Source organism: Microbacterium sp. 05N427 (assembly GCF_056397105.1).
The window spans coordinates 96,227-110,715 of the sequence record NZ_JBFTMT010000008.1 but is presented as its reverse complement, the minus strand read 5'-3'; the positions used below and the strand labels follow the sequence as shown (position 1 = coordinate 110,715).

At 69.8% G+C, this 14,489-nt stretch carries 13 protein-coding genes; 4 read left to right on the top strand and 9 right to left on the bottom strand.

The window, feature by feature from the left end; all coding sequences use genetic code 11:
* Positions 1-52: 52 nt before the first annotated feature.
* The 4 genes from ftsL to AC1DG4_RS10230 all read right to left on the bottom strand — a co-directional run bounded on the left by ftsL (position 53) and on the right by AC1DG4_RS10230 (position 2,766).
* A complete protein-coding gene (gene ftsL / locus AC1DG4_RS10245) occupies positions 53-628 on the bottom strand; it encodes a cell division protein FtsL (RefSeq protein WP_477381916.1) in 576 nt (191 codons plus the stop codon).
* On the bottom strand, positions 625-1,578 hold the full coding sequence (gene rsmH / locus AC1DG4_RS10240) for a 16S rRNA (cytosine(1402)-N(4))-methyltransferase RsmH (protein WP_477381917.1): 954 nt from the start codon (positions 1,576-1,578) through the stop codon (positions 625-627). Before rsmH ends, ftsL begins: the two co-directional genes overlap by 4 nt.
* 108 nt (positions 1,579-1,686) lie before the next feature.
* Complete coding sequence (gene mraZ, locus AC1DG4_RS10235; RefSeq protein ID WP_045272464.1) at positions 1,687-2,118, bottom strand: division/cell wall cluster transcriptional repressor MraZ; 432 nt, start codon at positions 2,116-2,118, stop codon at positions 1,687-1,689.
* Positions 2,119-2,394: 276 nt separating this feature from the next.
* Positions 2,395-2,766 carry a DUF3040 domain-containing protein gene (locus tag AC1DG4_RS10230; RefSeq protein ID WP_477381918.1) on the bottom strand — a complete coding sequence of 124 codons (372 nt, stop codon included), beginning with the start codon at positions 2,764-2,766 and terminating at the stop codon, positions 2,395-2,397.
* A 138-nt stretch (positions 2,767-2,904) separates the two neighbouring features.
* Here AC1DG4_RS10230 and AC1DG4_RS10225 point away from each other — a divergent pair, with 138 nt between their 5' ends.
* Positions 2,905-3,990, top strand: a complete 1,086-nt coding sequence (locus AC1DG4_RS10225) for a polyprenyl synthetase family protein (protein ID WP_477381919.1) — start codon at positions 2,905-2,907, stop codon at positions 3,988-3,990.
* Positions 3,991-3,997: 7 nt separating this feature from the next.
* Here the strand turns inward: AC1DG4_RS10225 and AC1DG4_RS10220 are convergent, their stop codons facing one another.
* Entirely contained in the window at positions 3,998-4,348 is a 351-nt protein-coding gene (locus AC1DG4_RS10220) for an Rv2175c family DNA-binding protein (RefSeq protein ID WP_477381920.1), read from the bottom strand.
* 172 nt (positions 4,349-4,520) lie between these two features.
* Between AC1DG4_RS10220 and AC1DG4_RS10215 the strand changes: the two genes are divergently transcribed.
* Together AC1DG4_RS10215 and pknB are read left to right on the top strand one after the other, a co-directional pair.
* Positions 4,521-5,558, top strand: coding sequence for a LysM peptidoglycan-binding domain-containing protein (locus tag AC1DG4_RS10215; RefSeq protein ID WP_477381921.1), 1,038 nt, complete (start codon positions 4,521-4,523; stop codon positions 5,556-5,558).
* A gap of 91 nt (positions 5,559-5,649) precedes the next feature.
* On the top strand, positions 5,650-7,578 hold the full coding sequence (gene pknB, locus AC1DG4_RS10210) for a Stk1 family PASTA domain-containing Ser/Thr kinase (protein ID WP_477381922.1): 1,929 nt from the start codon (positions 5,650-5,652) through the stop codon (positions 7,576-7,578).
* Between the two features lie 111 nt (positions 7,579-7,689).
* Here pknB and AC1DG4_RS10205 read toward each other — a convergent pair whose 3' ends face one another.
* Positions 7,690-9,024, bottom strand: coding sequence for a class II 3-deoxy-7-phosphoheptulonate synthase (locus AC1DG4_RS10205; protein WP_477381923.1), 1,335 nt, complete (start codon positions 9,022-9,024; stop codon positions 7,690-7,692).
* 64 nt (positions 9,025-9,088) lie between these two features.
* Positions 9,089-9,778 carry a lysophospholipid acyltransferase family protein gene (locus AC1DG4_RS10200; RefSeq protein WP_477381924.1) on the bottom strand — a complete coding sequence of 230 codons (690 nt, stop codon included), beginning with the start codon at positions 9,776-9,778 and terminating at the stop codon, positions 9,089-9,091.
* Positions 9,779-9,947: 169 nt separating this feature from the next.
* Here AC1DG4_RS10200 and AC1DG4_RS10195 point away from each other — a divergent pair, with 169 nt between their 5' ends.
* Positions 9,948-11,774: an AMP-dependent synthetase/ligase gene (locus tag AC1DG4_RS10195; RefSeq protein WP_477421216.1), complete on the top strand. Its 1,827-nt coding sequence runs from the start codon at positions 9,948-9,950 to the stop codon at positions 11,772-11,774.
* 63 nt (positions 11,775-11,837) lie between these two features.
* On the opposite strand, the gene AC1DG4_RS10190 is transcribed toward AC1DG4_RS10195, so the two are convergent.
* Both AC1DG4_RS10190 and AC1DG4_RS10185 read right to left on the bottom strand, forming a co-directional pair.
* A complete protein-coding gene (locus AC1DG4_RS10190) occupies positions 11,838-12,329 on the bottom strand; it encodes a peptide deformylase (protein WP_477381926.1) in 492 nt (163 codons plus the stop codon).
* Complete coding sequence (locus AC1DG4_RS10185) at positions 12,329-14,422, bottom strand: MinD/ParA family ATP-binding protein (RefSeq protein WP_477421215.1); 2,094 nt, start codon at positions 14,420-14,422, stop codon at positions 12,329-12,331. The genes AC1DG4_RS10190 and AC1DG4_RS10185 overlap by 1 nt, the downstream gene beginning before the upstream one ends.
* Positions 14,423-14,489: the final 67 nt, after the last annotated feature.

The following is a 14,489-nucleotide window of genomic DNA, read 5'->3' as shown; positions in this document are numbered from 1 at the left end:
CCGGGGCTCGCGGTCTGTCATCGTCTCGGGCTGGGGCGTCGGCGGTGCATGGTCAGCGGATGGTCGGCGTCGGCAGTCCCTCGGCCGTCGGCGGCGCCGCCGGCTGCACCGGCGCCGTCCCCTGTGCCTTCGGTTCTACGCCCGCTCCACCCGGCTTGGTCTCGGCAGGCGGCGGCGTGTCGCGGACCAGGGCGTTCGGAACGGCGTTCGCCCCTGTGGGGTTGACGGTCGATGCCCAGGCCGCGGGCCCCGCGGCGCCGATCACGCTGCCGTCGCTGAGACGCAGATAGTTCGCGCTGCCGCCGACCACGAGACCGAGCTTGGCCGCCTCCGCGGCGAGCGACTGCGGCGAGCTGATCCCGTCGAGGTCCTGAGCGGCGGCCTGTGCCTGCCACGTCAGCTGCTTGTTCTGCTGGCTCAGCTTCGCGACCTCGAACGAGTCCTGCGTGGTCGCGATCGTGAGCGCGATCTGCGCTCCGCCGATGAGGGCGGCCCCGGCAAGGGCGACGATGGCGTACGCGGTACGCGGGCGACGACGACGCGCAGGGCGCTCGACCGCACGCAGGTGGCGCGAGCGATCCGGCTCGTCGAACTCCGGTTGGCGCAGCGCGTTCTCGGCCAGGCTCATCGCGCGGCACTCCTCTGATCGTCTCTCACGCGTTCTGCGGCACGCAGGCGCACCGGGATGGCGCGGGGGTTGGCCGCGCGTTCTTCCTCATCGGCGAGCTCCGCGCCCTTGGTGAGAGCCTTGAACCGCGGCGCGTGCTCCGGCAGCTCGACCGGCAGGCCCGCGGGCGCGGTCGAGGCGGAGGCCGCGGAGAACGCCTGCTTGACGAGCCGGTCCTCCAGGGACTGGTACGACATGACGACGATCCGCCCGCCCACGACGAGGGCGCCCATCGCGGCCGGGATCGCGTCGGCGAGCACGTTCAGCTCGCGGTTCACCTCGATGCGCAGCGCTTGGAAGACCCGCTTGGCGGGGTGACCTGCACGCGCGACCGCGGCAGGAGTCGCGTCCTGCAGCACCTCGACCAGGCGTCCGGACCGCTCCAGCGGAGCGGACTGGCGTGCGTGCACGATGGCTCTGGCGTAGCGTCCCGCCAGCTTCTCCTCGCCGTAGCGCTCGAAAATGCGGCGCAGCTGGCCCTCGCTGTAGGTCGCGAGCACCTCGGCGGCGGTGACGCCGTCGGACTGATCCATCCGCATGTCCAGCGGCGCATCCTTGGCGTACGCGAAGCCGCGCTCGGCCTCGTCCAACTGCAACGACGAGACGCCGAGGTCGAACAGGATCCCCGAGGCGCCCTTCGCGTGCGTGCCGATCGCGTCGTAGACGGTGTGCACGAGCGTCACGCGGTCGCCGAAGCGGGCCAACCGCTCCCCTGCGATCCGCAGGGCGTCGGTGTCGCGATCGAGGCCGACCAGACGGATGTGGGGCAGGCGCTCGAGGAAGGCCTCGGAGTGCCCGCCCATGCCCAGCGTGGCATCGACGAGGATCGCTCCGTCGTGCTGCAGGGCAGGTGCCAGCAGCTCGACGCAGCGCTCGAGCATGACGGGGGTGTGTATGCGGCGGATGTCCATGGTTCCTTCGGCCCTCCGGTCCCTGGCCCTGATCCCCATCCGCTCGACCCGGCACCGGGGAAGGTGCGCCGGGGCGGGAGCGGCTGGGAGTCACAGCCAGGGTCCCGTTCAGAACAGGCCGGGGATCACCTCCTCCTCGAGTTCGGCGAAGGCGTCTTCGTGTCCTTCGGCGTACGCGTTCCACGCCGCCGCGTCCCAGATCTCGGCGTGCGCGCCGACACCGGTGACGATGAGTTCCTTGCCCAGGCCGGCGTACGAACGCAGGTGGGCGGGGATGGTGATGCGGTTCTGGCTGTCCGGCATCTCGGCGCTCGCGCCGGAGAGGAACATGCGCAGGAATGCGCGCGCCTCCTTGTTCGCGAGCGGCGCCTGGCGGATGCGCTCGTGCACGCTCTCGAACTCGGCGGTGCTGAACACGTACAGGCAGCGGTCCTGACCGCGGGTGACGACGATGCCGCCGGCCAGATCCTCGCGGAACTTGGCGGGAAGGATGACGCGGCCCTTGTCGTCGAGCTTGGGGGAATGCGTGCCGAGCAACATGCGCCTATCCCCCTTTCGCCGCCGTTTCCTCCACTTTACTCCACATCCCTCCATTTCGATACCTATTCGTGTCCGCAGCGGCCCGCCACCGGAAACAGCGAAGGCCTCTGTTCCGCGGAATCACGCGGAACAGAGGCCTGTGGAGTGGAGTGGAGGGATCCCTGGAGCGAAAGGGAGGATCCTGGGGCGGCGCGATGTGGGGCGGGTCGGGTCCGGGAACGACGAAGGGCCCGGACGCCGCAGCGTCCGAGCCCTCAGGAAGTCTGAGCGAGGAGGTCAGCGCTCCTCGTGGCGGCGATCCCACCGATCGTTCATGCGATCCATGAAGGACGGAGACGGCTCTTTCGCCTTCGTCGTGGATCCGCCTTCGCGCGCGCTGCTCTGGTGCACCGGGGTCAGGGCCAGCATGAGCCCGCCCAGCATCGCCGCGAAAGCGACGACGCCGATGATGATCCCGCCGATGTTGCCGACCACGACGCCCACGATCAGGCCGCCGACGCCGGCCAGCAGAAGCACGGCTCCGTAGATGAGATTGCGATAGCTGAGCGCGCGGTCTCCTGCATGCGCGGAAACGACGTCGGCGTCGTTCTGCATGAGATGGCGTTCCATCTCGTCGAGCAGACGCTGCTCCTGTTCGGAGAGTGGCATTTCGTCCCCCTCGGGTGGTCTTGCCCACAGTCTACGCGCGCCAGGATGCACCAGGGTAGGGATTCGCCTGGGAGTTGCGCATCACCTGGCAGAACGCGCGCGCGACCCGGTCATGACGGTGCTGGGTAGGCTGATCCGGTGGCATCCTCCTCCGCTGTGATCGACCAGGTCTCCGCCCGTCTCAACGCCTTCGTCGCCCGGATGCGCGAGGAGACCGCGACGTACGGCCCCGATGCCTCCGCCTTCGTCTCGTCCGCCGAGGCGACCCTCCGCGGGGGCAAGCGCCTGCGCGCCAGGTTCTGTCACGCGGGATGGGCATCGGTCGCCGGAATCGACGAGATCGACGTGGAACCGACCGCCCTCTGGGACGCCTGCGCCGCGCTCGAGGTGTTCCAGTCCGCCGCCCTCGTACACGACGATCTGATCGACAACTCCGACACGCGCCGGGGGCGGCCCTCCGCGCATCGTGCTCTCGAGGCGGCGCATGTCGGACAGGGATGGAGCGGGAGCGCCGCAGACTTCGGTCGCGCCGCCGCCGTGCTGCTCGGCGACCTGCTGGTCGCCTGGAGCGACGACCTGCTGGAGGCGGGCATCGCGGCGAGCCCGCATGCCGATGCCGTCCGCGCGGAGTACGCCAGGATGCGCCGCGACGTCACGATCGGCCAGTTCCTGGACATCGCCGAAGAGTCGGCGTGGAGCGTGAACGTCGATGACGGCCACGCGGAGCGCGCGCTGCGCGTCGTCTCGCTCAAAGCAGCGCGGTACAGCGTCGAGCAGCCGCTGCTGATCGGGGCGGCGATCGCCGGCGCCGACGGGGCCCAGCAGACGGCGCTGCGCGCGTTCGGCCATCCACTCGGAATGGCGTTCCAGTTGCGCGACGACGTGCTCGGCGTGTTCGGTGACGAGAAGCTCACCGGCAAGCCCGCGGGCGATGATCTGCGCGAGGGCAAGCGCACTCTCCTCATCGCCTGGACGCGCCAGGCGCTGGCTCCGCAGGGGCGCCGCATCGTCGACGAGCTGCTCGGCGACCCGCACCTCACCGCGGATCAGATCGCGAGCCTGCAGGAGATCATCATCGAGTCCGGAGCGCTGACCCGCATGGAGCAGCTCATCACGGAGTACGCCGAGGCCGGAGAGGCCGCACTGCAAGGCGCCCCTCTGGATGCCGGGGCGCTCGACCTGCTGCGCGGGCTCGCTCGCGACGCGACGCAGCGCACGGCCTGAGGCCGGATCAGGCCAGAGCCCGAGCGACCCGGCGCACCTCGCTCTTGTGGCCCTCACGCAGGGCGGTGATCGGCGCGCGACCCATCGACTCCTCCTCCGCGAGCAGCCAGTCGATGGCCTCGTCGTCGCTGAACCCGGCGTCCTTGAGCACGATGATCGTGCCGCGCAGGGACGCGAGCGGCTGGTCGTCCTTGAGGAAGACCGCGGGAACGGCGAGGGGCCCGGTGCGGCGCGATCCGATGAGGTACTGCTCATCGAAGAGCCGACGCACGCGTCCGAGCGACTCGCCCAGGATCTCGACGAGCTCGGGAAGGGTCAGCCATTCGGCCGCCGGGGCCGTCGTTTCCGTTTCAGACACCCAGCAATGTTCTCATCCTCTGAAGCACCCGGTGGTCACCGCACACGATTGCGCTCGTGATCACACCTTTCACATCCACCACTTCAGTTGACTTGAATACACATCCGTGACAGCGTCGTAGGGCCGACGCGCGAAGAGGCGCGTGGCGTCAGACGTCAGAATCGGGGGATCCATGACGACCACAACGAGTCCGCGCCGCGCGCTGTGCCTTGCGGTGCCGACCGTGCTGCTGACCACGGTGGCGACCGCGCTCGCGGCGACGCCTGCGCAGGCGCACACGCCTGTGCGCACTCCTCTGCCCTCGCTGACCGCCCTCCCGACCGGCGGGGCCGCGGCTGCGCTGGCGGCGCGGACGGCGCCGACAGAGGCCGCGCCGCCGACGCACTACACCGTGCAGGACGGCGACACGCTCTGGGACATCGCACGCGCACACGACACCAGCGTCGCCGCGCTGTACGCGGCGAACGGGCTCGGATCCGATTCGATCATCTACCCCGGCCAGGTGCTCGCCCTCGGCGGTTCGGCCCTCGAGCCCGCCCCTGCCGCCGCGCCCGCGGAAGCGGCGGCACCCGCCCCCGCGACCGACACCGCAGGGCCCGGCTACGACGTGGTCGCCGGCGACACTCTCTGGTCGATCGCGCACGAGCACGGGATCACGCTCGCGGACCTCTACGCGGCGAACGGCCTGTCCCCCGGCTCGATCATCTACCCCGGCCAGACGCTCCGGTTCTCCGCACCGGCTCCGGCCCCCGCGGCCGCGCCGGCGGCCGACGTCGCGCCGCAGCCTGCACCGGACACCTACACCGCCCCGCAGGTCGTGCTGAACGATGTGCAGACCGCCAATGCACAGCACATCATCCGGGTCGGCCGAGAGCTGGGCGTGAGCGACCGCGGCATCGCGATCGCCCTGGCCACCGCGATGGTCGAATCGGGTCTCGTGAACACCCCGTCCGGGGACCGCGACTCGATCGGCCTGTTCCAGCAGCGGCCGAGCACCGGCTGGGGCACGCCGGAGCAGATCGCGGACGCGGACTACGCGATCAGGGCCTTCTACGAGGGCACGCCGCACACCAATGGCCTGCTCGACATCTCCGGCTGGGAGGGCCTCGGCTTCAGCGAGGCCGCTCAGCACGTGCAGATCTCCGCCTTCCCCGCCCGCTACGGGCTGTGGGAGCCGCAGGCGGACAGCTGGCTCGCGGCACTCGGCTGAGCCTGCGCGGGACCCGTTCCCTGAGAACGGAAAAGCGCTCGCACGCGAGCCGTTCCCCGGGCTCTCAGCGAGTTCTCCATAGACTCTTGCCGTGACGACCAGCCAACAAGCCGACCCCCTCATCGGGCGGCTCGTCGACGGTCGCTATCGCGTCCGTGCGCGAATCGCGCGTGGCGGCATGGCGACCGTGTACGTCGCCACGGATCTGCGCCTCGAGCGACGCATCGCGCTGAAGGTCATGCACGGCCACCTCAGCGACGACTCCGTGTTCCAGAGCCGCTTCATCCAGGAGGCCCGCGCGGCCGCCCGCCTCGCCGATCCGCACGTCGTCAACGTCTTCGATCAGGGCCAGGACGGCGAGCTCGCCTACCTCGTGATGGAGTACCTGCCCGGCATCACGTTGCGCGAGCTCATGCGCGAGCAGCGCCGCCTCACCGTCCCGCAGACCATCACCATCATGGATGCGGTGCTGTCGGGCCTGGCCGCCGCGCACCGCGCCGGCATCGTGCACCGCGACGTCAAGCCCGAGAACGTACTGCTGGCCGAGGACGGCCGGATCAAGATCGGCGATTTCGGCCTGGCACGCGCGACCACGGCGAACACCGCCTCTGGCGCCCAGCTGATGGGCACGATCGCCTATCTCGCGCCCGAACTCGTCACCCGTGGCACCGCGGACGCCCGCAGCGACATCTACGCGCTCGGCATCATGCTCTACGAGATGCTCGTCGGCGAGCAGCCCTACAAGGGCGAGCAGCCCATGCAGATCGCGTTCCAGCACGCCACCGACTCGGTCCCGCGACCGAGCGTGCGCAACCCCGGCGTGCCGGAGCAGCTCGACGAGCTCGTGCTGTGGGCGACCGAGAAGTCACCGGACGAGCGCCCGGACGACGCGCAAGAGATGCTCGAGCGGCTGCGCGCGATCGAGCGCGAACTGGGCGTCGCGCCCACCCCGACCACCGCAAAGACCACGGTCGTGCCGATGCGCGACACCGGGGATCAGACCCTGGTGCTGCCGGGCATCCCGACCGCGACCGCCCCGGCTCCGGCAGCGGACGCCCCGCTCGACAACGCGACGCTGCTGCGCCGCCGCAGCGCGCACCGGCGCTCCCGCGGGGCGCTGCTGCTCGTGCTGGTGCTCCTGCTGGCCGTCCTGGCCGGCGGAACCGGCTGGTGGTTCGGATCCGGCCCCGGCTCCAAGCTCTCGGTGCCGGATGTGGCAGGCAAGACCTGGGAGGTCGCCGCGGCCACGATCACGAAGGAGGGCCTCACCCCCGTCCAGGGCAATGAGAACTCCCTCACGGTGCCGCTGGGGCAGGCCATCCGCACGGATCCTGGCGCAGGCGCCCGATTGGACAAGAAGGCCCAGGTCAAGGTTCTGATCTCCGCAGGCCCTGCCAAGCACGACGTGCCCAAGCTCGACGCCATGACCGAGCAGCAGGCCAAGCAGGCGCTCGCGCCGTTCCACCTGACGCTGCAGGACTCGGTGTCGCTCTTCTCCGGGGCGGACAGCGGGCTCGTGATCAATGCCGAGGTCACCCCGCGCGCGGGGGGCGACGCGTTCGAGTGCGGCGAGGGTTGCAGCGTCTTCGAGGGCGACCAGATCCGCCTCCTCGTGTCGCTGGGCCCGGTGCCGGACGTGGCCGGCCTGACCGTGGACGACGCCACGAGCAAGCTCAAGGCCGTGCAGCTGAATGCCGACTCCGACTCCGCCTCCTCCTACAGCGACAGCGTGCCGAAGGGCCGCGTGATCGGCATCGGCGACCGCGAGGGCGGCGGCAACTGGCGTCCCGGTGACACGATCGTGCTGAACGTCTCGAAGGGCCCCGAGCCCGTCACGGTGCCCGATGTGGTCGGAAAGAACCTCGGCGAGGCTATGCAGACGCTCACGAATGCGGGCCTGAACCCGCAGACCAGCGTGCCGGAGATCGCCTGGAGCCTGTTCCAGGTGACGGGGACGGATCCCAAGGCCGGCGACAGCGTGGAGAAGAACTCGACGATCCGGGTCAAGGTCTCCGGCTGATCGGAGCGTCTCCGGCGGTTCCGACGGGCTGCCGCGCTGTGCGGTGTCTGCCCTCGGAACGACGAAGGCCCGGCACCGCTGCGCGCGGTGCCGGGCCTTCTGTCTGTCAGTTCAGCGCTTCTCGAGCTCCTCGGCGACGAGGAACGCGAGTTCGAGCGACTGCATGTGGTTCAGGCGCGGGTCGCACAGCGACTCGTAGCGCGTCGCGAGCGCGGCCTCGTCGATCTGCTCGGATCCGCCCAGGCACTCCGTGACGTCGTCGCCGGTGAGTTCCACGTGGATGCCACCGGGGAAGGTGCCGACCGCGCGGTGCGCCTCGAAGAACCCGCGCACCTCGTCGACCACGTCGTCGAAGCGCCGGGTCTTGTAGCCGGTCGGCGTGGTGATGCCGTTGCCGTGCATGGGATCGGTGACCCACAGCGGCTGCGCGCCGGAGTCCTTCACGGCCTCGAGCAGCGGAGGCAGCGCCTCACGGATCTTGCCCGCGCCCATGCGCGTGATGAAGGTGAGCCTGCCCGGTTCGCGATTCGGGTCGAGCTTGTCGATCAGCGCGAGCGCCGTGTCGGTCGTCGTGGTGGGGCCGAGCTTCACGCCGATCGGGTTGCGGATCTTCGAGAAGTAGTCGACGTGCGCGCCGTCGAGCTCGCGGGTGCGCTCGCCGATCCAGAGGAAGTGCGCCGACGTGTTGTACGGCGTGAGCGTGCGCGAGTCGATACGGGTCATCGGGCGTTCGTAGTCCATCAGCAGACCCTCGTGCCCGGTGAAGAACTCGACGCGCTTGAGCTCGTCGAAGTCGGCGCCGGCGGCCTCCATGAACTTGATCGCGCGGTCGATCTCCGCGGCCATGCGCTCGTAGCGCTGGTTCGCCGGGTTCTGCGCGAAGCCCTTGTTCCACGAGTGCACCTCGCGGAGATCCGCGAAACCGCCCTGGGTGAAGGCGCGGATGAGGTTCAGCGTCGAGGCGGCCGTGTGGTACCCCTGCAGCAGACGGGAGGGGTTCGGCTCGCGGGAGCCCTCGGTGAAGTCGTAGCCGTTGACGATGTCGCCGCGGTAGGCGGGGAGAGTGACATCGCCGCGCGTCTCGGTGTCGCTCGAACGCGGCTTGGCGAACTGCCCCGCCATGCGCCCCATCTTGACGATCGGCATGGAGGCGCCATAGGTGAGCACGACCGCCATCTGCAGCACCGTCTTGATGCGGTTGCGGATCTGGTCGGCGGTGGCACCCGCGAAGGTCTCTGCGCAGTCGCCGCCCTGGAGCAGGAACGCCTGCCCCGATGCGGCGCGGGCGAGGCGCTCGCGGAGGTTGTCCACCTCACCGGCGAACACCAGCGGAGGCAGCGTCGCGATCTGCGAGGAGACCTCGGCGACGCGCTCGGCGTCGGACCATTGCGGCTGCTGCTTGATCGGGAGGGCGCGCCACGAGTCGAGATCGAGAGGCTGAGGCATCCCCCCATCCTAGGGTGCGGAAACGGGGGCGGATCGCTCTATGAAGCCGCAGAGGCCAGGCGCCCTAGGAAGCCTGCGAGGCCAGGCGCTCCTTGACGGAGGAGGCGTAGACGTCCTCGTAGCGCTGCTCCCCCAGACGCTGCAGCGCGACCATGATCTCATCGGTCACCGAGCGCAGGATGTAGCGGTCGTTCTCCATGCCGGCGTAGCGGGAGAAGTCCAGCGGTTCGCCGATCACCAGCCCCACGCGCATGATGTTCGGAATGCGCTGACCGGTCGGCATCGCGACGTCGGTGTCGACCATCACCACGGGGATCACCGGGACCTTCGCCTCCAGCGCCATCCGCGCGATGCCGGTGCGGCCCCGGTAGAGCTTGCCGTCGGGGCTGCGCGTGCCCTCGGGATAGATGCCGAGCAGGTCGCCGCGCCCGAGGACGCCCAGCCCGGTGTTGAGCGAGGCCTCGGAGGCCTTGCCGCCCGAGCGGTCGATGGGCAGCTGCCCCGTGCCCTTCATGAACATGCGGGTGGCCCACCCCTTGAGACCTCTGCCCGTGAAGTAGTCGCTCTTGGCGAGGAAGGACATCTTCCGGTCCAGCATGAGCGGCAGGAAGATCGAGTCCGAGAAGGACAGATGGTTGCTCGCCATGATCGCGGCGCCGGTGACGGGCACGTGCTGACGCCCCACGACCCACGGTCGGAAGATCGCCTTCACCAGCGGGCCGATGGCGATGTACTTCATGAACCAGTAGATCATCGCCCGCAGTCTATCCCGCCACCGGGACCAGGACGAGAGGCGCGTTCGGGCTTGCGACGCAGTTTCACCAATCGTGCGACTCAATCTCACGCCTGATGCCCTGTCCCCATGCGCCCCATGGCATAGACTCCTGGGAAGCATGTACCCGTCCGGCCCCGAAGGAGTTGCCGTGGTCCAGTTCGAAGTCCCCGCGATCGTGAAAGCCGCACCCGAGGACAACATCACCGACCTCCTCGAGCAGCGGGTGCAGAAGACCCCGAACCTCGCACTGTTCTCCGTGCCGGACGGTGCAGGATGGCGCGACATCACGGCCGCCGACTTCCGCACCGCGGTGATCGCCCTCGCGAAGGGATTCGTCGCCGCCGGGATCCAGCCCGGCGAGAAGGTCGGCTTCCTGGCCCGCACGACCTACGAGTGGACCCTGGTCGACTTCGCGCTGTTCTACGCCGGCGCCGTCATGGTGCCGGTCTACGAGACCAGTTCCCCCTCGCAGATCCAGTGGATCATGGAGGACTCCGGGGCGATCTCTCTCATGGTCGAGTCCCCCGAGCACTTCACCCGCTTCGACGAGGTGCGCGGAGACCTCCCCCTCGTCCGCAACGTCTGGCAGATGCACCTCGGGGCGATCGCCCAGCTCACCGCGCAGGGCGCCGAGGTGACGGACGAGGAGATCGAGCGCCGCCGTGTCATCGCGAACGCGGCCGACATCGCCACACTGATCTACACGTCCGGTTCGACCGGTCGCCCCAAGGGCTGCGTGCTCACCCACAGCAATTTCGTCGAGCTCGCACGTAATGCGGCGAAGTCGCTCGACGACGTGGTCTCCATCCAGGGCGCCTCGACCGTGCTGTTCATCACGACGGCGCACGTGTTCGCCCGTTTCATCTCGATCCTCGACATCCACGCCGGTGTGCGCACGGGCCACCAGCCCGACACCAAGCAGCTGCTGCCGGCCCTCGGATCCTTCAAGCCCACCTTCCTCCTCGCGGTGCCGCGCGTGTTCGAGAAGGTGTACAACTCGGCCGAGCAGAAGGCCGAGGCGGGCGGCAAGGGCAAGATCTTCCGCGCCGCCGCCGCGACCGCGATCGAGCACTCCCGCCTCGTGGAGGAGGGCGCGAAGATCCCGCTCGGCATGAAGATCAAGTTCGCCGTGTTCGACAGGCTCGTCTACGCGAAGCTGCGCGAGGCGATGGGCGGCAACATCCAGTACGCGATCTCCGGATCCGCGCCTCTCGGCGCACGCCTCGGCCACTTCTTCCACAGCCTCGGCGTGGTGATCCTGGAGGGCTACGGCCTCACCGAGACCACCGCCCCCGCCACGGTGAACCTGGCGGACAAGTCGAAGATCGGCACGGTCGGCCCCGCGATGCCAGGAGTCGGCATCCGCCTCGCCGACGACGGCGAGATCGAGGTGCGCGGCATCAACGTCTTCAAGGAGTACTGGAACAACCCGGAGGCCACCGAGGCCGCGTTCCACGACGGCTGGTTCTGCACCGGCGACCTCGGCTCCTTCGACGACGAGGGATTCCTGACGATCACCGGCCGCAAGAAGGAGATCATCGTCACCGCGGGCGGCAAGAACGTGTCTCCCGCCGCGCTCGAGGATCCGATCCGCGCCAACCCGATCGTCGGCCAGGTGGTCGTCGTCGGCGATCAGAAGCCGTTCATCGCGGCGCTCGTCACGCTCGACCCCGAGATGCTGCCGTCATGGCTGGCCAACAACGGGCTCTCGGCGGACATGTCGCTCGCAGACGCCGCCACGAACGACGCGGTGCGCGCCGAGGTTCAGCGCGCGATCGACCTCGCCAACACGCGCGTGTCGCGCGCCGAGTCGATCCGCAAGTTCGCGATCCTCCMCTCGGAGTGGACCGAGGCGAGCGGGCACCTCACGCCCAAGCTCTCGATCAAGCGCAACGTGATCATGAAGGACTTCGCCCCGCAGGTCGCCGCGATCTACGACGAGACCACCGCGACCACGACGGTCCCGCTGGGCTGACGACGTCCTTCGTCTCGTCGCTTCGCGCCGGTTCCTGAGCGAGCGCAGTGAGACGAAGGACGCTCAGAACCAGGAGCTCTCGCGCACCTCGCGCATGGCGATCTTGCGGGTCTCCGGGGCGAGCCGGGAGAGGTAGACCTTGCCGTCGAGGTGGTCCGTCTCGTGCTGCAGGGCCTGAGCCAGCAGACCCTCCCCCTCCAGCACCACGGGCTCGCCGTCGAGGTCGATGCCCTCCACGCGGGCCCACGGGTGGCGCAGCGCGTCGTGCCAGAGACCGGGCACCGACAGACAGCCCTCTCCCGTCGGCACCGGCTCACCGCGCACTTCGACCAGCACCGGGTTCAGCACATAGCCGATGTCGCCGTCGATGTTGTAGCTGAATGCACGCAGCGCCACGCCGATCTGCGGCGCGGCGACCCCGGCGCGGCCGGGAAGCTCGACGCTGTCGACGAGGTCGGCGACGAGGGCGCGCACGCCGTCGTCGATCGTGCTGATCTCCGCGCACACGGTGCGCAGCACGGGGTCTCCGAAGAGCCGGATCTCGCGGACCGCCATCAGGCCGCCTGCTCCCTCAGTCCCTCGACCACGATCGCGGCCAGCTCGCGCGCGGCCTGACGGGTCTCGGGCTGCAGCGCGGCGAAGGTGATGGCGCTGCCGGCCGCGATCCGGGCGTCGTACGGGATACGCAGCACGTGCGCGACGCGGGTACGGAAGTGCGCCTCCAGCTCGCTCAGACGCACCATGGGTGTGCCAGGGGTGGACTGGTTGAGCACCACGACGGCCTCGCGCACCTTGTCGGCGTATCCGTTGGTCTCCAACCACGTGAGCGTCTCGGACGCGAGCCGCGCCTCGTCGACGCTCAGCCCGGCGACGATCACGATCGTGTCCGCACGGTCCAGGGTCGCGCCCATCACGGAGTGCACGATGCCGGTCCCGGTGTCGGTGAGCACGAGCGAGTAGTAGTGCGCGGCGACCGAGGCGACCTGGTCGTAGTCCTCGTCGCTGAACGCCTCCGAGACCCGCGGATCCGCGTCCGAGGCAAGCACATCGAGGCGGGTGGCATCGCGCGAGACCACGGCGGAGATGTCGTGATAGCCGGTGACCTGGTCGTGGATACGCACCAGATCGCGCACCGTCTTGCTGTTGGTGCGCGCGATGCGGTCGGCGAGCGTGCCACGGTCGGGGTTCGCGTCGACCGCGATCACCCTGTCCTCGCGTGAGTCGGCGAGCGCCATCCCGAGCAGCGCCGTCACCGTCGTCTTGCCGACGCCGCCCTTCCGGCTCAGCACGGGGACGAAGCGGGCGGATCCCGAGAGCGGTGCGGCGATGCGCGCGCTCAGCGCCTTGCGCGCCTGTGCGCGCTTGCCGTCACCGAGGTTGATGCGGCGGCCGGAGACGGTGTACAGCAGGTGGCTCCAGAGTCCCTCGGGCTCCGGGCCCACGAGCCGGCTCGCGTCCAGCAGCCGGTCGGCGGTCAGCAGGTCCGCGCTCTCCCGCTCCCTGTCGCCGAGCTGGTTCAGCCGGCGCGATGCGAGGTCGGGGTCGGGCGTGCGCGCGTGATCGGCGGTCATGATCTCCTCCTCGGCCGCGGCGGCGGTCGCGGTAATCACCTCGAACCCTCGTGCCGGGGCGGGCTCCGCCATGTCGACGGCGCGGAGCACGATCGACTCGGCGACGGAAGCCGCGGGTGGCTCTGCGCGATCGAGCGCTTCCCTGACCGGCGGCGCGGCGGCCACGGGCGGCGCGGGCATCGGGATCGACGTCGCGGCGGCGTCAGCGAGCGCGTGGTCGGGCACGGCTTCGTCCCGCACGGCGTCGTCCTGCACAACCTTGTCCTGCACGGCTTCGTCCGGCACGACCTCGTCGGGCACGACCTCGTCGGGAGCGGCGTCGTCGGCGGATGCGCGATAAGAATGGTCGTCCGCCGAGGCGGAGTCCCGCTCTTCTGCGGCCTCCACGACATCGTCGGCGCGCTCGTCGACATCGATCAGACCGGAGTCCTGGGCTCCCCCGGCCTCTTCCTGCGCGACGTCGTCGATCGGATCCTCAGCCGGGTCCGCGGCGTCCTCGGACGCGTCATCGGCCGCGGCGGGAAGGACCTCTTCTGCGGCCTCTTCGTCCAACGGGTCCTCGTCCRCGGGCACAGCGTCGGCGGAGGCCGCGAAAGCCGCGTCCTCGTCCTCGGGCGCCTCGTCGGTGGCCTCCTCGGACGCCACCGACTCATCGGAGGCTTCCGCGGTCTCCTGCGCCGGTTCGGCGGCTCCGTCGTCCTCGGCCTCTGCCTCGGGATCCGCGGCGGCACCGTCCTCGACCAGCTCGGCCACGACGACATCCTCGGCGGCGGACGCCGGGATCTCGATCACGATGTCCGAGAAGCCCGCACCCAGATGGATCCGTCCGATGCCGTCGTCCTCGCGGACGAGCGCAGCAGGGTCGGCGTCGAGGACGAGGTCGGCGAAGGCCTCCCCGTCGGTGACGTCGTCGTCGACGAGATCGTCGTCGTCCGCGACGGGCAGAGCGACCGGCACCTGCGCGGTGGCGTCGCCGAGCAGCCCGATGCCGACGGTTCCGATGGCCCCAGTGCTGTCGAGGATTCCGAGGGCTTCCTCGGGATCCTCGCCGTGTATGTTCCTGCGTTCTGTGCTCATGATGCTTCTCCCCCGTGATACGCCCTGTCGGCGCGCATCACAACGCACAAGGTTAGTGCACATCGCC

Bases quoted from the DNA above. Each gene is read 5' to 3' on its own strand.
- ftsL (WP_477381916.1), bottom strand. From the start codon at position 628: ATGAGCCTGGCCGAGAACGCGCTGCGCCAACCGGAGTTCGACGAGCCG.
- rsmH (WP_477381917.1), bottom strand. From the start codon at position 1,578: ATGGACATCCGCCGCATACACACCCCCGTCATGCTCGAGCGCTGCGTC.
- mraZ (WP_045272464.1), bottom strand. From the start codon at position 2,118: ATGTTGCTCGGCACGCATTCCCCCAAGCTCGACGACAAGGGCCGCGTC.
- AC1DG4_RS10230 (WP_477381918.1), bottom strand. From the start codon at position 2,766: ATGCCACTCTCCGAACAGGAGCAGCGTCTGCTCGACGAGATGGAACGC.
- AC1DG4_RS10215 (WP_477381921.1), top strand. From the start codon at position 4,521: ATGACGACCACAACGAGTCCGCGCCGCGCGCTGTGCCTTGCGGTGCCG.
- AC1DG4_RS10205 (WP_477381923.1), bottom strand. From the start codon at position 9,024: ATGCCTCAGCCTCTCGATCTCGACTCGTGGCGCGCCCTCCCGATCAAG.
- AC1DG4_RS10200 (WP_477381924.1), bottom strand. From the start codon at position 9,778: ATGATCTACTGGTTCATGAAGTACATCGCCATCGGCCCGCTGGTGAAG.
- AC1DG4_RS10190 (WP_477381926.1), bottom strand. From the start codon at position 12,329: ATGGCGGTCCGCGAGATCCGGCTCTTCGGAGACCCCGTGCTGCGCACC.